Below are 20026 nucleotides of genomic sequence, written 5' to 3' on the forward strand. Positions count from 1 at the left end.
GCATGCGCACAATCGCGGCCCTCGTGCTGGCCGCCGCAGTCGTGTACGTCCCCTCCCAGGCTGTCGCCACCACCGCCACGGTGGCGGCCACGGTGTCCGCCGCCGAGCCCGGCGCCGCCACCGTCGTGCCCGTGCAGGTCACCGGCGCGCCGGAGAAGCGTTTCAACCTGATCGTCATGGGCGACGGCTACACCGAGTCAGAGCAGGCGAAGTTCGGCCAGGACGTCGACCGTCACCTCAACGTGATGTGGTCGATCGAGCCGTTCAAGTCCTACCGCAACTACATCAACGTCTACCGGGTCGACATCGTGTCCGGCGAATCGGGCATCAGCTGTGACCCCGACCTGACCTCGCCGCGCAGGACGACCCCGCTGAGCATGGGCTTCTGGGGCCGCTGCAACCCCGGCAGCGTGCAGCGGCTCATCACCATGGACAACGGCGCCGCCAACCGCTACGCCAACCTGGTCGCCGGCACCACGTCCGGCAACCGGCAGATCCTCGCCCTGGGCAACAGCGGCACGTACGGCGGCGCGGGCGGCTCGTACGCCACCGCGTCGGGCAGCAACGCCATGTCCGCCCTGATCAGCCCGCACGAGCTGGGCCACTCACTGGGCGGGCTGCAGGACGAGTACGACTACTACCAGCGCGGCGAACCCGGCGGCGCCTACAGCGGCGGCGAGCCGTCGTCGGCGCACCACACGCTGCTGACCGAGCAGCAGATGCGCGAGCAGCAGCGCAAGTGGTGGCGCTGGCTGGGCGAGCCCAGCGAGTCGGGCGGCCCGATCGCCCGCTACGAGGGCGGCCTGTACGCCACGACGGGCGTGTGGCGGCCGAGTCAGCACTCGATGATGAAGACCCTCGGCTACTACTTCGACCAGGTCAGCCGCGAGGTCATGGTCCGGCGCATCACCGCGAAGACCGCGGTCGTGCAGGACGCCACCCCGTCCGGGCAGCCGGTCGGCGCGGACCGCGTGCTGTGGGTCGAGCCGATGCGCCCGGTCAGCCACAGCCTGACCACCACCTGGAACGTCGACGGCAAGGACCTGCCGGGTGACGCCGACACGCTCGACCTGCGCACGCTCGGCCTCAGCCCCGGCACCCACACGGTCAAGGCCACGGTGACCGACCCGACGGAGTTCGTCCGCGACCCGGCCGTGCGCGCCGCGCTGACGGCGAGCAGGACGTGGACCGTCGACACGACGCTCACCACCCCGCCCGACGGCGTCGAGCCGGGCTTCACCTCCTCCACCCCGACCGGCCGCCCGGCGGGCGCCGAGGACGTCATATACGTTGAGACCACGCACCCGGCGCACACCGTGCCGAAGGTCGCCTGGGAGCTCGACGGCGAGCGCGTCGGCGACGGCGGCACCGACCTCGACCTGGGCGAGCTTGACCTGAGCCCCGGCACGCACCGGCTCACCGCGAGCCTCGGCGGCGACACGCTGACCTGGACGGTCGACGCCGTCGCCCCCGCGACCGGCTACGAGCTGTCGGAGCCGCTGGTCAGGTCCGGCGACACCTACGTCTACAACGGCCCGTTCTCGATGCGGCTGACCGGCGACGACGACCGCGACGGGTACGTGGTCTCGGAGTCGCGGGTCGACGGCGACGGCTGGTTCAACTACTTCGGCTGGCCGACCTCCTCGGAGCTGCCGTGGACGTTCACCGAGGAGGGCACGGTCATCGACCACCTCGTGTACGGCAAGCTGCCCCGGGGCCGGCACACGGTCGAGTACCGCTCGATCGACGCGGCGGGCAACGCGGGCAAGGCGAAGTCGTTCACCGTCACGACGATCGCGCCGCCCCCCGCCTGCACCCGCACGGTCACCGGCGCCCACCGCGGCCCGCTCACCGTGACCGGCGGCGTGACCTGCCTCGACGGCGCCACCGTCACCGGGCCGGTCCAGGTGCGGGCAGGGGCGTCGCTGGTGGCCGACGGCGGCCGGATCTCCGGCACGCTCACCGCCTCCGGCGCCGCCGAGCTGCACCTGCTGGGCACCCGCGTGGACGGCGCGCTGACCGCCGACCGGACCGGGACGCTCACCGTCGTGGGCGCCGAGCTGCGCGGCGCGGCCTCGCTGACCCGCAACACGGCCCCGGCCGTGTCCGGCACCACGGTCAAGGGCGCGCTCTCCTGCACCGGCAACACCCCCGCCCCGGCGGACCTGGGCGTGCCGAACCGGGTCACCGGCGCGGGCGGCGGCCAGTGCCGCGACCTACGCGAGGGCCCCAGGGGCGGGAGCTACGAGGCGATCCAGCAGCTCGCCCAGTGAGCTGAACGCCGCGTCGCGGATCCGGGCGTACTCCTCCTCGGGGTACTGCCTGGGTCCGTTCTCCACCAGCAGGATCAGCGACAGGTAGGCGCGGTAGAGGTCGAGCCGGGTACGCGCGGACGCGGTGAGCTCCAGCGGGCGCACCTCGCGGTACCCGGCCAGCATCGGATCGTCCTCGCGCAGCTCCCCGAAGATCGTCGGGGTGACGAACTCGGCCAGCGGATCGCCCCAGAACGCCCGCTCGTGGTCGATGATCGCCTGGATGCGCGGCGTGCCCGACACGTCGAGGAACACGTTCCCCTTCCAGATGTCGAAGTGCACCAGCCGCGGCGTCGTCACCTCGTCCAGCACCGGCGAGGCCGCCTCCAGCACCTCCATGATCCGGCCGGGCGGCGCGGGCAGCGGCGTCGGGTAGCGCCCGGTGTCGCCGAGCAGCGCCCCCGCCATCGCCAGGAACGCCTCCCGCCAGGTCGCGCCGGTGATCCCGGCGTGCGGGTAGCCGAACACCTCGCCGGTCACCGAGTTGAAGCGGGCCATCAGCCGGCCCAGCTCGCGCCGCAGCTCGTCCTCGTTGCCCGGCCGCGCGTCGTTCCACGACACGCCGTCGAGCGCGGACAGCATCAGGTAGTCGCCGCCCAGCACCGGATCGTCGAACCCGGCCCGCAGCAGCGCCGCCACCGGCACCCCGGCCGCCGCCACCAGCTCGTACGCGGCCGCCTCCATGCGCAGCAGGTTGCGTTCGTAGCTGAGCTGGTCGAGCTCGGGCGGCGGCGCCAGCTTGCACACCACCTCGCGGCCGTCGTCCAGCCGCAGCCGCCACACGGCGTTGGCGTAGCCGTCGGTCAGCTCGGTGTGCCCCACGACCCCGGCGCCCAGCGCGCGGCGGGCCAGGGCGTCGAGCTCGGCGGGGGATAAGCGGCGTTTCGTCCTGCTGTCCACGCGAGCAAGTGTGGCCTCAGGCCGCGCCGATCGTCCAGCGCGCCTCGTGCTCGCCGCCCGGCTTCAGCACCACCAGGTCGGTGCCCGAGTTGAACGCGTCGGGCGGGCACGTCATCGGCTCCACCGCCACGCCCTCGTAGCCGAGCTGACGGCTGGTGCACACCTGCACCCACGGCAGCACCGCCGGGTCCCACGTCAGCCGCACCCCGCCGACCCGCACCTCGCCCCGCGCCAGGCCGGTGAACGCGTGGTCGACCACCGCGCCGTCCACCGCCCGGACGCGCGTGAAGTCGTACGGGGTGCCGGAGACGTCCGCCAGCTCGCGGGGGAGCAGCGCGTCGTCGGGCAGCAGCACCTTGGCCGCCGGCACCTCCAGCTCGTCGCCGAGCAGCCACGGGTGCGGCCCGCACCCGTAGGGCGCGTCGTGCTCGCCCGCGTTGCGGGCCAGCACCGTCGTGGTCAGCCCCCGCTCGCCCAGCTCGTGCGTCACCGCCAGCTCCAGCGTGAACGGATAGCCGGGCGCGCCGTCGATCCGGTACGTGAGCCGCACCCGGGAGCCGCCCGCCTCGGCGATCTCCCAGTCGTCACGCGCCACCAGCCCGTGGATGGCGTGGCCGCGCTCCGGCTCGGTCACCGCCAGCTCGTGCGTGCGGCCCTCGAAGGTGTAGCGGGCGCCGCCCACCCGGTTGGGCCACGGCGCCAGGATCGTGCCCGCGAAGTAGGGCACCGGCCCGCCCTCGGGCCAGGAGGTGACCAGGTCGCGCTCGCCGTGCCTGAGTGTCCTGAGCGCGGCTCCGCGGCGGCTCACCTGAGCGGTGTAGCCCCCGCCGACAAGCTGAGGCACGACAGACGTCCTCTCGACTGGTGTAAACGGTTTCGGAAATGATATCGGCAGGTCAGGCGGATTCGCGGCGCACCAGGTGAGTGTCGAGGATGACGACCGGCTGGCGCAGCTCCTCGCCGTTGATGCGGGCCACCAGCAGCAGCGCCATCTGCCGGCCCATCGCCTCCATCGGCTGGTGCACGGTGGTCAGCGGCGGGTCGGCGTGCAGCGCGGCCTTGGAGTCGTCGAACCCGATCACCGCCACGTCCTCCGGGATCGCCCGGCCCGCCGCCTTGAGCACCCGCATCGCGCCCAGCGCCATCGGGTCGGAGGCGGCGAACACCGCGTCGACGTCGGGATGGGCGGCCAGCAGCTCGGCCATGGCCGACTCGCCGCTCTCCTCGGAGAAGTCGCCGTAGGCCACCAGCTCCGGCAGGCCCGTCGGCAGCACCGCGTCGCGGTAGCCCGACAGACGGTCGACGCCCACGCCCATGTCCTGCGGCCCGGCGATGGCGGCGATCCGGCCGCGGCCGAGGCCCAGCAGGTGCTTGACCGCCTGCCGGGCCCCCGCCCTGTTGTCCATGTCGACGTAGCTGTAGGGGGTCGCAGGACCGACCGGCCGGCCGCCCAGCACGGTCGGCACGCCCATCGCCTCCAGGCGGCCCGGCAGCGGGTCGTCGCCGTGCAGCGACAGCAGCAGCACGCCGTCGACGTGCTGGCCGGTCAGGTAGTGCTCCAGCCGGGCGTGCTCCTGCCGCGAGCGGGCCATCGCCAGGATGAGCTGCAGCCCCGTCTCGGTCAGCGCCGAGCCGATGCCCCGGATGGTGCCGGCGAAGTAGGGCTCGTCGAACACCCGGAACTCCGACTCCGACACCACCAGGGCCACCGTGTCGGTGCGCCGCGTCACCAGCGCGCGGGCCGCCCGGTTGGGCACGTAACCCAGCTCCTGGATGGCCTGCTGGACCGCCTCGCGGGCCTTCTCGCTGACGTTGGGTGAGCCGTTGATGACTCTCGACACGGTGCCCCGGCCGACGCCGGCCCGAGCTGCGACTGCCTCAAGAGTCGGTCGGTTCATGGGCCCTATTCTGCCGGATGATCTCGGCATACCAGATCGCGCTGTCCTTCAGCACCCGCTGCTGCGTCTCGTAGTCGACGCGGACCAGCCCGAACCGCTTGCCGTACCCCCAGGCCCACTCGAAGTTGTCCATCAGCGACCAGGCGAAGTAGCCCTCGAGCGGCACGCCGGAGTCGATCGCCGTGCGGCAGGCGCGCAGGTGCGCCTCGATGTAGTCACGGCGCTCGGTGTCGCGCACCCGGCCGTCCTCCAGCACGTCGTCGAAGGCCGCGCCGTTCTCCGAGACCACCAGCGGAACCGGCGGATAGTCGCGCGCCACCCGCTGCAGCACCTCGACCAGGCCGTCCTCGTCGATCTCCCAGCCCATCGAGGTGACGGGCCGGCCGCCGTTGACGAACGACACGTGCTCGCTGCCGATCCACGGCGAGCCCGTCTCGGTCGGCGCGGCCGAGGCCGACGCCTTCCCGCCGGCCTCACCGGAGACGGTGAAGCGGCTGTAGTAGTTGACCAGCAGCACGTCGATGGGCGCGTTGATGGTCTTGAGGTCGCCGTCCTCGATGAAGGACAGGTCCATCCCCAGGTCGTCCAGGACGTCCTGGGGATAGCGGCCCGTCAGCAGCGCGTCGAGGAAGAACCGGTTCTGCAGCCCGTCGATGCGGCGGGCGGCGTCCTGGTCAGCCTCACTGGCCGTGGCCGGGGTGATCGCGTACAGGTTGACGCAACCCCCCACCCGCCTGGCGCCCATGGCCTGGACCCCTAGTCCATGGGCGAGGTTGAGGTGGTGCGCGGCCCGGATCGCGTTCTCGGGCTCGCGGCGTCCCGGAGCGTGCTCGCCCGAGGCGTAACCCAGGAAGGCCGCGCACCACGGCTCGTTGACGGTGCTCCACGTGTGCACGTGATCCTTCAGCGCGTCGTGCACCGCCGCCGCGTACTCGGCGAAGCGCAGCGCGGTGTCGCGCTCCGGCCAGCCGCCCTTGTCCTCCAGGGCCTGGGGCAGGTCCCAGTGGTAGAGCGTCAGCCAGGGATCGATGCCGTGCGAGCGGAGCTCGTCCGTCAGTCGCTTGTAGAAGTCGAGACCCTTGTGGTTGACGGGTCCCGAACCGTACGGCTGGACGCGCGGCCACGACACGGAGAACCTGTAGGAGCTCAGCCCCAGGTCCGCCATGATCCGCACGTCGTCGCGGTAACGGTGGTAATGGTCGATGGCCACGTCCGCGTGCTGGCCGCCGACCACCCTGCCCGGCGTCCTGGTGAACGTGTCCCAGATGGAGACGCCGCGGCCGTCGGCCGTCACCGCGCCCTCGATCTGGTAGGCAGAGGTGGCCGCACCCCACGCGAACCCGGTGGGGAATCGCAGCTCGGAGCGGGTCTGCTCCTCCTGAGTCGTCACGCCTTGACCGCACCTTCCATCAGGCCGCCGACGATCTGCCGGCCGAACAGCACGAAAACCACGAAGAGAGGGAGGACCGAGGCCGCGGTGCCGGCGAACAGCATCACGTAGTCGGTGCCGTGCGCCTGGTTGAGCGCCGCGATCGAGGTCTGCACCACCGGGTTCTCCGGCAGCAGCACGATGAGCGGCCACATGAACTCGTTCCACGTCTGCATGAAGACCAGCAGCGCGAGCACCGCCATGCCCGGCCGCAGCGCCGGCAGGATGACCTTGCGGTAGATGCCCATCGTGGACGCCCCGTCGACCCGGGCCGCCTCGACCAGCTCGTCGGGCACCGCCTGGGAGGCGTACTGCGTCATCATGAACACGCCGAACCCGTTCACCAGGAACGGCAGGATCACCGCCTGGAGCTTGCCGGTCCAGCCGAGCGTCACCATGAGCTCGTAGAGCGGGACGATGCCCATCTGCTGCAGCGGCACCATCATCGTCACCAGGATCACGCCGAGCAGCACCTTCGAGCCGCGGAAGCGCAGCTTGGAGAAGGCGAACCCGGCCAGCGTCGAGATGAGCACCACCGACACTGTGACGGTCGTGGCCACGATCGCCGAGTTGACCAGGCCGGTGATGAAGTACGCGTCCTCGGTGGTGAGCAGGCGTTCGACGTTCTCGCCCAGGTGGCCGCCGGGCAGGAGCGGCGGCGGCACGTCGAGCGCGTCGTCGTTCGTCCGCGTCGCCATGATGAACATGTAGTAGATGGGGAAGGCGGACAGCAGCAGGGCCACGGCCAGCACGACCTTGGTGAGAGCCCCCGCTTCCCACAGGCGGCCGGTCGGTTGTCCGGCGGTCATCGCGCACCCCCGATGCGGCGAGTGAAGAAGTAGTTGATCATCGTGCCGATGAGGATCAGCACGAACAGCAGCCAGGCCGCCGCGGAGGCGTAGCCGATCTCGAAGCTGCCCCGGAAGGCCTGCTCCACGATGAACATCGCCACCGTCTGGTACTGGCCGGTGGTGCCGCCGGTCATCATCTGCTCGCCCTCGAACGTCACCGGCTCGGTGAACAGCGTCAGGCCGCCGATGGTGGAGATGAAGACCACGAACACGATCGTCGGGCGCAGCATCGGCAGCGTGATCTGCCAGAACTGCCGCCGGGCCGACGCGCCGTCGATGGCGGCGGCCTCGTACAGGTCCTTGGGGATCGTCTGCATCGCGGCGAGCAGGATGATCGCGTTGTAGCCGGTCCAGCGCCAGTCGACCATCGTGGCGATGGCGATCCAGGACGACCACTTCTCGTTCTGCCAGGCGATCGGCTCGATGCCCACCAGGCCGAGGGCCCAGTTGAACAGGCCGTAGTCACGGCTGTAGAGCTGGCTGAAGATGACGGCCACCGCGACCACCGAGGTGATCATCGGCAGCAGCACGCCGAGGCGCAGCAGCAGCCGGCCGCGCAGTCTCTTGTTCAGCGCGTTGGCCAGCACCAGCGACAGGATCAGCTGCGGGACGGTGGCCAGCACGAACATGCCGACCGTGTTGAACACCGCGTTCCAGAACTCGGCGTCGGCGATCAGCTCGGCGTAGTTGCCGAGGCCGGCGAAGGTCCGGTCCCCGGCCAGCTCGGCGTCGTGCAGCGACAGCCAGAGCGTGTAGACCAGGGGGAAGATCCCGAATACGGCGAAGAGCAGGAAGTAAGGGGACACCAGGAGATACGGCATCCCCTTGATGTCGAAGCGGGCCATACGCCGCCTGGGCGCCGCCCGCCTGCCGGACGCGTGCCGCGGCGGCGCGAGTTGGAGAGTCATGAAGGGCCTTTCGAGCCGGGGCGGGAGTGAGGTGGCGTCCGCCGCGGGGGAGGACGCCACCCGTTTCCTTCAGGCGAGCCGTCAGCCGGCTGCCTTGACGCCCGCTTCGACGAACTTGGTCCAGGCCTCGTCGTAGCCGATGGCGCCCTGGTCCATGCCCTCGAGCACCTTCTCCACCGAGGTCTTGACCTGGGCGTGCTTCTCGCCGAGGAACACCGGCTGCAGGTCCTTGACCGAGGCCGCGAAGATCTCGCCCGTCGGCACGTCGTTGAAGTACTCGTTCTTCAGACCCGCCACCTCAGGGTCCTGCTGGGCCGGGATGGAGCTCGGGAACGCGCCCGCCTCCTTGAAGGCCGCCACGTGGCCCTCCTTGCCCGTCAGGTAGTTGAGCACCTGCGCGGCTTCCTTCGGGTGCTTGGTCTGCTTGGGGATGGCCAGCCAGGAGCCGCCCCAGTTGCCCGACCCGCCCGGCACGGCCGCGACGTCCCAGTTGCCCTTGTTCTCGTCACCGGCCGCGCCGGAGATCACGCCGAGCATCCACGACGGGCAGCCCATGGTGGCGAAGTCGCCGCCCTTGATGGCCTTGTTCCACGGCGGGCTGAACGCCTGCAGCTTGGCCGTCAGGCCCTGCTGGCTGAACTTCTGCACCCAGTCGAAGGACGTCTTGACCGCCGGGTTCGTCTCCAGCACGAGCTGGTTGCTCTTGTCGAAGTAGGAGACGTTGCCGTTCTTCGGCGCCTCCTGCGACAGGATCACGTTGTAGATGGTGTTCGGGCCGTCCATCCACTTGGCGTCCTTGTTGGCGGCCTGGAACTTCTTGCCGGCCTCCAGGTACGCGTCCCAGGTCGGCCAGAGCTTGGCGACCTCCTCACGGTCGGTCGGCAGCCCCGCCTTCTCGAACAGGTCCTTGCGGTAGCACATGGTCATGCCGCCGATGTCGGTGCCGAGCGCGAACAGCTTGCCGTCGGCGTTGACGCCCGCCTCCCACTTGGCCGCCGGGAAGTCGGCCTTGCGGTCCTGCAGCCCGTGCTCGCCCAGGTCGGTGAAGAACTGCGGCCGGGCGGCCATCAGGCCCATCGCGCCCTCGTCGATGCCGACGATGTCGCCGGCGCCGCTGCCCGCCTGCAGGCGCTGGAGCAGCTGCGGCAGGTAGACGTCCTCGAACCGGTCGGTCAGGTTCGTGTACTTGATCTGGATGTTCGGGTGCTCGGCGTTCCACTTCTCGACGGCGGCGTCGTAACCGAAGTTCTCGCCACCGCCGAAGGTGTGCACATTGATCGTGACAGGCTCTGCCGCCGCCGTCGTCTCACCGGCCCCGGCCGGCGTCGTCGTGCCGCCGCCGCCACACGCGGCCGTCGCGACGGCCAGCGCCGCGACCATGACACCGGAAACAGCAAAGCGCTTGTGGTTCGTCATTCCGTACCCCTTTTGGGTGTGGATCGTGGGAGGTGCATCGCGGGGTGAGCCGCGAGAGGAAGGTCTTTGGGAGCGCTCCCACAAAGAGTGCCCGTACGGCGTGCGGACGTCAACGTCCCGAAACTCAACCGTTACCTATGGGGTGTTTCGGGCCACTAGAAGCGGATTTTTCACCTTAAAGGGCTCATATAGCCCTTTGGGAGCGCTCCCATCTCATGCGCACCTATTCCACACCACTCCGGGCAGCCCACCCCGGCGGCGGCGCGGATCAGCCGCAGGCCAGGGCACGCTCCTCCAGCAGCCGCCGCTCCCGGCCGTTGCGCGTCAGCCCCGCCGCCCGCACGAACTCCGCCCGCGCCTCCGCCAGCCGGCCCAGCCGGAACAGCAGATCCCCGCGCACGCTCGGCAGCAGGTGGTAGCCGCGCATCGCAGGCTCCCCTGCGATCTGGTCCACCAGCTCCAGCCCCACCGCCGGGCCGTACGCCATCGCCAGCGCCACCGCCCGGTTCAGCTCCACCACCGGCGAGCGCGACAGGCGCGCCAGCTCCTCGTACAGCGCCGCGATCCGCGCCCAGTCGGTCTCCTCCGCCGTCAGCGCGCGCGCGTGACAGGCGGCGATCGCCGCCTGCAACGTGTACGGCCCCATCCCCCCGCCCGCATCCCCGCCCGCATCCCCGCCCGCATCCCCGCCCGCAGCCTCGCCCAGGTCCCCGCCCCGGTCCCCGCTCAGCTCCTCGGCCCGCGCCAGCGCCGCCAGGCCGCGGCCGATGAGCAGCCGGTCCCAGCGCGCCCGGTTCTGCTCCAGCAGCAGCACCGGCTCGCCCGACGGCCCCACCCGCGCCGCCGCCCGCGACGCCTGGATCTCCATCAGCGCCACCAGCCCGTGCACCTCCGCCTCCTTCGGCATCAGCCCGGCCAGCACCCGCCCCAGCCGCAGCGCGTCCTCGCACAGCCCCGGCCGCATCCAGTCGTCACCCGCCGTCGCCGAGTAGCCCTCGTTGAAGATCAGGTAGATGACCTCCAGCACCGACGACAGCCGATCCGCCAGCTCAGCGCCCTCCGGCACCTCGAACGGCACCCCGCGCTCCGCCAGCGTCCGCTTGGCCCGCACCACCCGCTGCGCCATCGTCGCCTCCGGCACCAGGAACGCCCGCGCGATCTCGTCCGTCGACAGCCCGCCCAGCACCCGCAACGTCAGCGCCACCCGCGCCTCCGTCGACAGCACCGGATGGCACGCCGTGAACACCAGCCGCAGCAGGTCGTCCTCGATCTCCTCGACGCCCGGCAGCTCCGTCTCGTCGTCCAGCTCCCGGCCCAGCTCGACCAGCTTGCGCTCGAACCGCTCCCGCCGCCGGATCATGTCCACCGCCCGGCGCTTGCCCACGGTCATCAGCCAGGCGCCCGGATTGCGCGGCACCCCCTCCCGCGGCCACTGCTCCAGCGCCGCCACCAGCGCGTCCTGCGCCAGCTCCTCCGCCAGGCCGACGTCACGCACCATCCCGGCCAGCCCGGCGATCACCCGGGCCGCCTCGATCCGCCACACCGCCTCAATGGCCCGATGAGTCTCCGACGCCGTCACCCGCCCATGACAACAGCCCCACCCGCTTACTCGCAACCCAAGCGCTCTCTCGTGGGACGCACCCCTTTCGCCACACGGCCCCTGCCGATCCGTGGGGGGCACGCCTCCCTGAGGCGGCGGCTTCCCACGAGGCGGCGGCTGTTCCCACGAGGCGGCGGCTGCGCCGCACCACGCGGGCCCACAACCCACCAGCACCGCCCAGCCCAGCAACGGGGTCGGACCGTCCGGGGTACGGGCGGCCGGTGGGGCCGCGCCCCCGGGAGCCGGGCACCGGAGGGGCTGGGTCCGGCCTGCCGATGGGGCCGGGCCGTCCGGGGTGCGCGCCGCCGGTGGGGCCGCGCCCCCGGGCCGAGCCCAACTGAGGGGGCGGGCCCGGGAGCCGGTGAGGGTGGGCCGTCCGGGGCGTGGGCCGCCGGTGCGGTCGGGCCGCCCCGGCGGAGGCCGCCAGCCTGGGGCACCGGTGCGGGTGGGTCGTCCGGGCGTGGGCTGCCAGTGCGGTCGGGCCGCTCCGCCGGGGGTCGCCGGTGGGGTGGGGCCGCCTCGGCGGAGCCCGCCAGAGGGCCGGACTGCCTGGGGCACCGGTGGGTTGGGCCGTCCGGGGCGTGGGCCGCCGGTGCGGTCGGGCCGCTCCGCGGGGGGCCTCTGGTGGGGTGGGGCCGCCTCGGCGGAGGCCGCCAGAGGGCCGGACTGCCCGGGGTGCCCCTTCCGAGGGGCCGCCCCCTCCCGGGGTTGCCGCCATCCTGGGGCTTCCCGCCTGGCCGGCGGGAGCGCGGCCTTCGGGGCGGGGGCGCCCCTTCCGGCGGTCACCCTTCCGGGGCTGCCGCCATCTGGGGCTTCCGCCTCTGCCCCGGCGGGGTGCGGCCTTCGGGGAGGAGGCCGCCGCAGCGGGGTCGCCTCCCGCTGGGGCGTCGCTATCGGATGGTCAGGGCTCAGGTGGGGAGTCGAGGGTGGCGCGGATGACGGCGTGGCGTTGGGCGGTTTCGGGGGTCAGGGAGGTCTCGGGCATGTCCGAGGGGTCGAAGACCTGCCAGACGTCCAGGCCGATGCCGTCGTGGCCGGGCGGGACGGGGACGCGCAGGGCCCATTCGAGCGCCTCCTCCCGCGACTTGACCTGGATGAGCCAGAAGCCGGCGATGAGCTCCTTGGCCTCGGCGAACGGCCCGTCGATGACGCGGGCCTTGCCGCCGCTGTAGGCGATGCGGGCGCCGCGCGAGCTGGGGTGGAGCCCTTCGGCGGCGAGCAGGACGCCCGCTTTCACGAGCGACTCGTTGAAGGCCGTCATGTTGTCGACGAGCTCCTGGCTCGGCAGGGCGCCGGCCTCGGTCTCCTCGCTGGCCTTGCCGACGATCAGGAATTTCACGGTGCGTTCTCCTCGTCCAGGCGGTGAAGCGGGCTCCCGGCGAGCCTGCCACACCTGTGCGTCGTCCCGGAGGGGGCCGGATCGACACGGGGAGGGGAGAAAGCGCGGAAGCGCGCGCCCGGGGGAGGGGCGCGCGCTTCGCCAGGGGGAGGGTCAGGCGGCGTACGAGGGGTAGCCGTAGCCGACGACCTGGGACTTGGGCCGGACGCGCTCCTCGACCTTGCCGTTGCCGGTGTTGCCCTCGATCGTGGAGATCGTGCCGTCGCCGTTGTCCTTGACGACGAAGCCGACGTGCTGGATGGCGCTGATGCTCTTGCTGCCGTTCCAGGCGAAGAAGACGACGGCGCCGGGCTTGGCCTCGGTGCCCCAGCGGCCGTTGGCGGCGAACCACTTGGCGTGGGTGACGGTGTAGGCGTCCCAGCCGACCTGCGGGCGGGCGCCGGTCTGCTCGCCGACCCAGGAGACGAACATGGAGCACCAGGGGGCGTTGAGGTAGGCGCTGGGGTTGCCGCCGTCGCGGGCGACGGTCTCGAGGGCGCGCTTGGAGCTGGCGTACCACTCCTGGAACTTGGTGCCGCCGCCGTAGGCGTTCTCGGAGGTGCCGACCTGGGCCTTGGCCAGGGCCAGGACCTGGGAGGCGGTGACGTTGACCTGGTTGGCGCCGGCCCTGGTCTGCGTGGACTCGGACATGGTCTGGGTCTCGACCTGGTGGCCGGGCTCGGCGGCCTGGGCGGGGAGTGCGGTGGTCATCCCGGCGCCGAGTCCGGCGGCCAGGACGGTTGCGCCGAGGGTGGCGCTGAGGGAGGCGCCGGCGCGGGGGTGAAGCTTCTTCGGGGCACGGGTAAGACGGTGCTTCGCCATCGAGGGGATTACTCCTTGCTTCCATGCCGCTTACCGGGTTAGCTGACGGGTTCGGGCGTGGAAGCTGCCCTACGGCACACAAGGTGCCGATTCACCCCAAAGGACATGGGTCCCCGGCTCCGCGCAAGGCGGATTCAGCGGTCACAGGACGATCCTGTGAGTGTTGTGCGATGGTTGGCAACGACCGGACAAACCGGACGTAAGCCGCGAATGCGCCATAAGGTAATACATCCGCCAAGGCATTACAAGTCGATAAAGTTGCAGCTAGGCGAGTTGCCCGCGCGCGTCGGCCAGGAGCCCCATCATGGCAAGGGATTCGTCAAGAGGCATGATCGCGCTCTCGGTCCGGTTCTCGGCCAGCGCGTCCCGCACCTCGCGCAGCTCCCCGGCGTAGCCGTTGTCGGCCGGGTCCAGCTCGTGCTCCTCGGTCTCCATCGACGGCCCGCTGAGCACCACCCGCCGGGGCGCCCAGAACGGCGCGTCCAGGTCGGCGCGCATCCCGGTGCCCACGATGCTGGCCGAGTTGGGGAAGTGCGCGAGCAGCGAGGTGTCGACCAGCGCCCGCCGGCCGCCCGGGTAGACGAGCACCCCGCCCGCCTCCGCGTCGACCCCGTTGGGCGCCAGCGCGCCCGTCAGGTGCATGGACTCGGGCATGCCGAGGAACAGCTGGGCCAGCCCCAGGGGATAGATGCCCAGGTCGAGCAGTGCGCCCCCGCCCAGCTCGGGCGCCCACAGCCGGTGCGCGGGATCGTACGGCAGCGCGAACCCGAACGAGGCCCGCACCGAGCGGATCTCCCCGAAGCGCGGGTCGTCCTTGAGCATGCGCACCAGCGGGTTGAACCGCATCCACATGGCCTCCATCAGGAAGACCCCGGCCTCGCGGGCCAGGCGGACCATGCGCTCGGCGTCGGCCAGGCTCGCCGCCAGCGGCTTCTCGCACAGCACCGCCTTGCCCGCCGCGATCGCGGCCTCGGCCACCTCCAGGTGCTGGGCGTGCGGGGTCGCCACGTAGACGGCGTCGACGGCCGGGTCGGCGCACAGCTCGGCGTAGGAGCCGTGGGCGGACTCGGCGCCCAGCGTCGCCGCCAGCGCCTTGGCCCGGCCCAGGTCGCGGGAGCCGACGGCGGCCACCCGCATGCCCGGCTCCGCCGCGATGACCGCCCCCACGGTCCTGGCGATGCCGCCCGTCGCCGCGATGCCCCACGCTAGATCTCGCACGCGGAAGATCGTACTGATTCATCCGCGGACGCGAAACCTGACCGGTTTCACCTCACGGGAACACGTCCGGGTCCGGGCCCAGCCGGCGGCCCGCGTTCAGGGCGCCGATGGCGGCCATGTCCTCCCGGTCGAGCGTGAAGTCGAAGACCGCGATGTTCTCCTTGATCCGCGCCGGCGTGACGGACTTGGGGATGACGATGTTGCCGAGCTGGATGTGCCAGCGCAGCACGATCTGCGCGGGCGTGCGGCCGTGCTTGTCGGCCAGCACCGCCAGCGCGGGCTCCGACAGCAGCCCCTTGCCCTGCCCGAGCGGGCTCCAGGCCTGCGTGAGGATGCCGTTCTTGTCGTGGAACTCGCGCAGCTCGCGCTGCTGGAAGTACGGGTGCAGCTCGATCTGGTTGATGCACGGCGGCACGTCGGCCTCGTCGAGCAGCCGCTCCAGCGTCTCGACGGTGAAGTTGGACACGCCGATGGCCTTGGCACGGCCGTCCCGGTAGACCTTCTCCAGCGCGCGCCACGCCTGGACGTACTTGTCCTGCCGCTGCGCCGGCCAGTGGATCAGGTAGAGGTCGACGTAGTCGAGGCCGAGCCTGCCCAGGCTCTCCTCGAAGGCCTGCTCGGCGCGGTCGTGGTCGTTGTTCCACAGCTTCGTGGTGACGAACAGCTTCTCCCGCGGGATGCCGGAGGCGCGCACCGCCCGCCCGACGCCGGCCTCGTTGCGGTAGAGCTTGGCGGTGTCGATGTGGCGGTAGCCGCATGCGAGCGCGGTCGTGACCGCCTGCTCCGCCTCGTCGTCGGGCACCTGCCAGACGCCGAGCCCCAGCTGCGGGATCTCCACGCCGTCTCTGTATAGCCGTAGCGAGTTCATACCCTCCATTGTTCACGTGCCGTTCCGAGCGGCTTAAGCCGCCCGGGCTAGCTTGAAGCGGTCGTGAACGGGCCATCACCTGGCTGGGAGAACATCAGTGGTCAAACGGGCGTCGGCCTGGGTGGAGTCGCCGCTCCAGATGCTGTGCGCCGTCGAGGCCCACCATGCCGGGCTGCTGGGGCCGTCGGCCGAGGTCGTGCCGCGCGCGGGGCTGCGCGCGCTGCGGGTGACGCGGCGCGAGCTGCGCCGCCTGCCGCTGCCCGACGGCCTGGAGCTGGCCGAGCCGCGCGAGCGCATGCCGCGCCGGCCGTCGGCCGTCGGTGACGCGTTCTCCGGCAAGGTGCAGCTGCGCTGGCTGACGGCCCATCCGGGCCGCGTCGTCGTGGTCGACGACGGGCTGGCCACGATCCGGCTGCTGGAGCTGCTGGCGGCGGGCCCGTACCGGCCCCTGCTGCGGGCGCGCGCCCACCCCGGGCTGCTGCGCACGGCGCTCGGGCTGGCCGCGGCCCTCAGGCTGCGCGCCGGCCGGGTGACGGTGTTCACCGCGCTGCCGGTCTCCCGCGAGCTGGACAAGGCGGTCACCGAGGCGGGCGTCGACCTGGTGCGCCACGACTTCGCCTGGCTGCGCGGCCAGCCGCCGAGCGACCCCGGCCCGGCGGAGCGCACCGTGGTGCTCGGCACCTCGCTGGTGCGCAACGGGCTGGTGCGCCGCGACCGCTACCTGACCTGGCTGACCGAGCTGGCCGCGCGCGAGCCGCTCGCCTACTACCCGCACCGCCGCGAGGACCCGGTGGACGTGGCGCTGATCCGGGAGCGTCCCGGCATCACCGTGCACGAGGCCGGGCTGCCCGCCGAGCTGCGGCTGCGCGGCCTCGACCCGGGGCAGCGGGTGCTCAGCCTGCCGTCCACCGCGATCTCCTCGCTGCGCGTGCTGCTGAGCCCGCGCGGGGTGGCGGTGGAGCCCGTCGAGGTGCCCGACGACTGGTGGACCAGCAGAGCGGCCCCCGCTCTGCGCACGCATCTGACGGAAGTGACAGGAGTGACCGGGTGAGGGTGCTGGCGATAGCCGACTCCGACTCGTATCTGAAATGGGCGGCCTGCCTGCTCGGCGACCTGCCGGCGGGCTGCGCGAGCGAGCTCGTCGTGGTGCGCACGCCGATCGCGCCGTCCGCCGACCAGATCGCCGCGGCGGTGGGCGAGCTGCCCGCGCCGCCGGTGCTGACGGCCAGGGCGGTGCGCCGGCTGGCGGAACGGTCCAGGCCGGACGCGATCCTCGTGGCGTGCACCGGGCCGGTGGTGGACGTGCTCGTCTCGGGCGTGCTCGACGGGCTGCGGCCCCGGCCGGTGTTCGTCACCGGGCTGCCGGGCATCTCGGTGCCGGCCACGGACAAGGCGTGGATCTACCGCAGCGGCTGCGACCTGTTCGTGGTGCACAGCGAGCGGGAGGTGGCCGAGTTCGCCGCCGTGGCCGCCCGGCTGGGCGGGGGAGGGGCGGTCGGGCTGGCCAGGCTGCCGTTCCTGCGCCCGGCCCCCGGGCGCGGCGGCGGCGACCGGGTGGTGTTCGCCACCCAGGCCAAGGTGCCGCGCGCCCGCGAGGAGCGCGAGCGGGTGCTGCGCGGGCTGGCCGAGCTGGCCGCGGCGCGGCCCGACCTGGACGTGGTGGTGAAGCTGCGCGCCCTGGAGGACGAGCAGCAGACACACCGCGAGCGCCACCACTACCAGCGGCTCTGGCGGGAGCTCGGCGAGCCGGGCCGGCTGCGGTTCGAGGCGGGCTCGATGCGCGAGCACCTGGCGCACGCGGCCGGGTTCGTCACCGTCAGCTCGACGGCCGCGCTGGAGGCGATCGCGCAGGACGTGCCGCTCATCGTGCTCAGCGACTTCGGCGTGAACGCCGAGATGATCAACCTGGTGTTCGAGGGCAGCGGCCTGCTCGGCACCCTGGACGACCTGGCGCGCGGCGACTTCCGGCGGGCCGAGCCGCGCTGGACCGCCGCCAACTACTTCCACCCGGCCGGGCGCGACGACTGGACGGGCCTGCTGACCGGGCTGGTCGTCTCCCGGCCGAGGGTGCCGGCCAGGTCGCTGCTCGACGGGCCGGAGCACGCCGCGGCCCGCCGCCGCGCCCGGCTGCGGGTCGAGGTGCCGCCGAACATGCTGCGCGCGGGCCGGCGGGCCGAGCGGCGGGTGCGCCGCTACCTGAAGGCTCTCACCTGAGACAGCTTCCTGCGGAAGCGGCCCATCGCGCTGGGCCGTTCGGCCAGGCCGAGACTCTCCAGCCGCTTCCTCTTGAAGTAGCGCGGATCGAACTCCAGCGTCTCCGGCCGCAGCTCCGGGTAAGCGTCGGCCTGCATGCAGTAGCCCACCGCGCGCACCAGCGCGGTCACGTCCAGCCGGGGCGGCGCTTCCACGCTCCCGTCGGCCGACAGCCGGGGCAGCAGCGCGTCGGCGATCGTCGCCGGGACCCGGTTGCTGTTCTCGTACGGGGCCAGCCGCTCCAGCACCAGGCCGGTGCCGTACGTGGCCACCGGCAGGCTGAAGTAGCGCCGCGCGGTCATCAGCGCGGTCGAGAAGCAGCCGACGACCAGCTCCGGCCGCAGCGCGGCGAAGCACACCTCGGCCGGCACGCTCTCGCCGGCCACGATCAGCCGCACGCCGAGCGGCTCGGCCGCGGCCCGCAGGAGCTGGGCGTGCCGGCGGCCCGCCGCCGGGTGCGGCTTGAACGCGACCGTGGTGTGGCCACGCGCCACCAGGCCCCGCAGCATCGCCTCGTGCAGCTCCGCCTCCTCCTGCGGGGTGACGATGTCCAGCGCCGACAGGTACTGGCCGAGGATCAGCGCCCCGGCCGCCATCATGTCCGGCGCCGTCGCCGCCACCTCCCGCACCACGGCCAGGAACGCCTCCTGCGGCAGCGTCTCGGCGGGCACGCCGTACTCGCTGAGCAGCAGCGGCTCCAGGCCGGGCACCAGGTCCAGGTGGAGCAGCCGGGTGACGCGGCGGAAGATCTCGGCGGGCAGCGGGTCGCGGGTCGGGCCGTAGCTCATCAGCCCGTCGGAGTAGACGGTGATGGGGCAGTCGCGCACCAGCCCGGCGATCGTGCGGGCCGGCGGCACCGCGATCGACTCCAGCACCAGCTCGTCGACCCGCTCCAGCCCGAGCCGGGCGCCGATGAGCCGCTCCAGCATGGGCACCTCGATCACCCGGGCCCGCCAGTCCGACGGGTGCAGCGGCGCGATCAGCTCGTTCCACGAGTGCACCTCGTCGAAGCGGGAGCGCAGCGCGGCGAAGCCCGGCGTGGCGTCGAGCGGCGTGGCCGCCTCCGGCACGGCGCCGTTCGACGACACCAGCAGGACGGCGCGCCCGCCGCCGAACCGGCCGTCGTCGATCGCCGCCGCCAGCGACATCGCGCCGAACAGGGTCGAGGCGTAGAACACCGTGGTCATGGGTCCTCCCGATCGCGGCGATGGCGGGAACCGGCGGGCAGGCCGGGCAGCAGGGTCCGCAGCGTGGCCTCGCGCGAGGCGGACATGCCGGAGGCGGCCTCGGCCACCAGCTCGACCGGCAGCGAGCCGGCGAGCTGCGCGCCGCGCTCCTCGAAGCGGGCCCGCAGCGCGGGGGTGAACCGGTCGGCGATCTCCAGATGGTGGGCGAGCAGGGCGCAGAAGTTCCGCACCGCCTTGGGCAGGAACTCCTCCTCCAGGTCCTTGAACACCAGCTCGAAGGCGTCGAAGAAGTGCAGTTGCCGCTCGTCGCCGACCTGGGTGAGCGATCCGGCCACCTGCCGCCGGTAGAACACCCCGGCCAGCGACACCACGGCGAACGTCGCCGCCTCCCGGTGCAGCCGCCAGATCCACGGCCGGTCCTCGGCCGTGTGCAGCGATCCGGGGAAGTGCAGCAGGTCGCGCAGTGAGCGGCGGTAGACGCCCGCCCACGCGTACGGGTAGTCCACCATGGTGCGCACCCCGGCGGGCAGGATCGCGTCGCGAGGGTCGAGCACCGCGCCGCGCCGCGCCAGCGGGGCGCGGTGCACGACCCGCTTGCGGCCCTCCACCTGGACGTGGTCGGCGCGTACGAAGTCGCAGCCGAGCCCCTCGATGGCCTCGACGAGCCGTGCCAGGTAGCCGGGGGCCAGCCAGTCGTCGCCGTCCATGAACGTGACGTACCGGCCGGAGGCGGCCGACAGCCCGGCGTTGCGCGCGTCCGCGAGCCCGAGCGGAGCCGGGTTGCGGATCACGGACAGGCCGGGCAGGTCGGCGCTGAAGTCGTCGACGATCGCGCCGGTGGCGTCCACCGACCCGTCGTCGACCACGATGAACTCGAAGTCGCGCCGGGCGTTGCGGCACAGCGAGGCGAGCGCGTCGGCGATGAAGCGCTCGCCGTCGCGGATCGGCACGACGACCGAGAGTGTGATCAATGCGGTCTCCAGGTA

General features: G+C 72.4%; 17 protein-coding genes and 1 riboswitch. Of the genes, 3 read left to right on the plus strand and 14 right to left on the minus strand.

Features of this window, described 5'->3' with window-relative positions; translation table 11 throughout:
• Nucleotides 1-2: 2 nt before the first annotated feature.
• The gene (locus KME80_RS28265; protein WP_219509403.1) at nucleotides 3-2273 is read left to right on the plus strand and encodes a M64 family metallopeptidase; all 2271 of its coding nucleotides are present in this window, start codon (nucleotides 3-5) and stop codon (nucleotides 2271-2273) included.
• Here KME80_RS28265 and KME80_RS28270 read toward each other — a convergent pair.
• From KME80_RS28270 to KME80_RS28325, 12 genes are all read right to left on the minus strand, one after another.
• A complete protein-coding gene (locus KME80_RS28270; RefSeq protein WP_219509404.1) occupies nucleotides 2217-3212 on the minus strand; it encodes a phosphotransferase family protein in 996 nt (331 codons plus the stop codon). The genes KME80_RS28265 and KME80_RS28270 overlap by 57 nt on opposite strands.
• Before the next feature lie 16 nt (nucleotides 3213-3228).
• Nucleotides 3229-4056, minus strand: a complete 828-nt coding sequence (locus tag KME80_RS28275) for an aldose 1-epimerase family protein (RefSeq protein WP_219509405.1) — start codon at nucleotides 4054-4056, stop codon at nucleotides 3229-3231.
• 52 nt (nucleotides 4057-4108) lie between these two features.
• Nucleotides 4109-5110: a LacI family DNA-binding transcriptional regulator gene (locus KME80_RS28280; protein WP_219509406.1), complete on the minus strand. Its 1002-nt coding sequence runs from the start codon at nucleotides 5108-5110 to the stop codon at nucleotides 4109-4111.
• Nucleotides 5091-6500: a GH1 family beta-glucosidase gene (locus KME80_RS28285; protein ID WP_219509407.1), complete on the minus strand. Its 1410-nt coding sequence runs from the start codon at nucleotides 6498-6500 to the stop codon at nucleotides 5091-5093. The genes KME80_RS28280 and KME80_RS28285 overlap by 20 nt, the downstream gene beginning before the upstream one ends.
• Nucleotides 6497-7348: a carbohydrate ABC transporter permease gene (locus KME80_RS28290; RefSeq protein ID WP_219509408.1), complete on the minus strand. Its 852-nt coding sequence runs from the start codon at nucleotides 7346-7348 to the stop codon at nucleotides 6497-6499. The genes KME80_RS28285 and KME80_RS28290 overlap by 4 nt, the downstream gene beginning before the upstream one ends.
• Complete coding sequence (locus tag KME80_RS28295; protein ID WP_219509409.1) at nucleotides 7345-8298, minus strand: carbohydrate ABC transporter permease; 954 nt, start codon at nucleotides 8296-8298, stop codon at nucleotides 7345-7347. The genes KME80_RS28290 and KME80_RS28295 overlap by 4 nt, the downstream gene beginning before the upstream one ends.
• An 81-nt stretch (nucleotides 8299-8379) precedes the next feature.
• Nucleotides 8380-9714: an ABC transporter substrate-binding protein gene (locus tag KME80_RS28300; RefSeq protein WP_219509410.1), complete on the minus strand. Its 1335-nt coding sequence runs from the start codon at nucleotides 9712-9714 to the stop codon at nucleotides 8380-8382.
• A 268-nt stretch (nucleotides 9715-9982) separates the two neighbouring features.
• Complete coding sequence (locus KME80_RS28305) at nucleotides 9983-11212, minus strand: RNA polymerase sigma factor (protein WP_219509437.1); 1230 nt, start codon at nucleotides 11210-11212, stop codon at nucleotides 9983-9985.
• 1003 nt (nucleotides 11213-12215) lie between these two features.
• Entirely contained in the window at nucleotides 12216-12653 is a 438-nt protein-coding gene (locus tag KME80_RS28310; RefSeq protein WP_219509411.1) for a YciI family protein, read from the minus strand.
• A gap of 153 nt (nucleotides 12654-12806) precedes the next feature.
• The gene (locus KME80_RS28315) at nucleotides 12807-13514 is read right to left on the minus strand and encodes a CHAP domain-containing protein (protein ID WP_219509412.1); all 708 of its coding nucleotides are present in this window, start codon (nucleotides 13512-13514) and stop codon (nucleotides 12807-12809) included.
• A gap of 12 nt (nucleotides 13515-13526) precedes the next feature.
• Nucleotides 13527-13664, minus strand: a riboswitch (cyclic di-AMP (ydaO/yuaA leader).
• Between the two features lie 114 nt (nucleotides 13665-13778).
• A complete protein-coding gene (locus tag KME80_RS28320) occupies nucleotides 13779-14732 on the minus strand; it encodes a Gfo/Idh/MocA family protein (protein WP_219509413.1) in 954 nt (317 codons plus the stop codon).
• 52 nt (nucleotides 14733-14784) lie between these two features.
• Nucleotides 14785-15600 carry an aldo/keto reductase gene (locus tag KME80_RS28325; protein ID WP_219509414.1) on the minus strand — a complete coding sequence of 272 codons (816 nt, stop codon included), beginning with the start codon at nucleotides 15598-15600 and terminating at the stop codon, nucleotides 14785-14787.
• A 97-nt stretch (nucleotides 15601-15697) separates the two neighbouring features.
• Between KME80_RS28325 and KME80_RS28330 the strand changes: the two genes are divergently transcribed.
• Both KME80_RS28330 and KME80_RS28335 read left to right on the plus strand, forming a co-directional pair.
• Entirely contained in the window at nucleotides 15698-16651 is a 954-nt protein-coding gene (locus KME80_RS28330) for a hypothetical protein (protein WP_219509415.1), read from the plus strand.
• Nucleotides 16648-17814 carry a DUF6716 putative glycosyltransferase gene (locus KME80_RS28335; RefSeq protein ID WP_219509416.1) on the plus strand — a complete coding sequence of 389 codons (1167 nt, stop codon included), beginning with the start codon at nucleotides 16648-16650 and terminating at the stop codon, nucleotides 17812-17814. The genes KME80_RS28330 and KME80_RS28335 overlap by 4 nt, the downstream gene beginning before the upstream one ends.
• On the opposite strand, the gene KME80_RS28340 is transcribed toward KME80_RS28335, so the two are convergent.
• Together KME80_RS28340 and KME80_RS28345 are read right to left on the minus strand one after the other, a co-directional pair.
• On the minus strand, nucleotides 17793-19040 hold the full coding sequence (locus tag KME80_RS28340) for an alpha-2,8-polysialyltransferase family protein (protein WP_219509417.1): 1248 nt from the start codon (nucleotides 19038-19040) through the stop codon (nucleotides 17793-17795). The two genes, KME80_RS28335 and KME80_RS28340, sit on opposite strands and share 22 nt — an antisense overlap.
• Nucleotides 19037-20011: a glycosyltransferase family 2 protein gene (locus tag KME80_RS28345; protein WP_219509418.1), complete on the minus strand. Its 975-nt coding sequence runs from the start codon at nucleotides 20009-20011 to the stop codon at nucleotides 19037-19039. The genes KME80_RS28340 and KME80_RS28345 overlap by 4 nt, the downstream gene beginning before the upstream one ends.
• Nucleotides 20012-20026: the final 15 nt, after the last annotated feature.

The organism is Nonomuraea ceibae, assembly GCF_019396325.1.
Classification (GTDB): Bacteria; Actinomycetota; Actinomycetes; order Streptosporangiales; family Streptosporangiaceae; genus Nonomuraea; species Nonomuraea ceibae.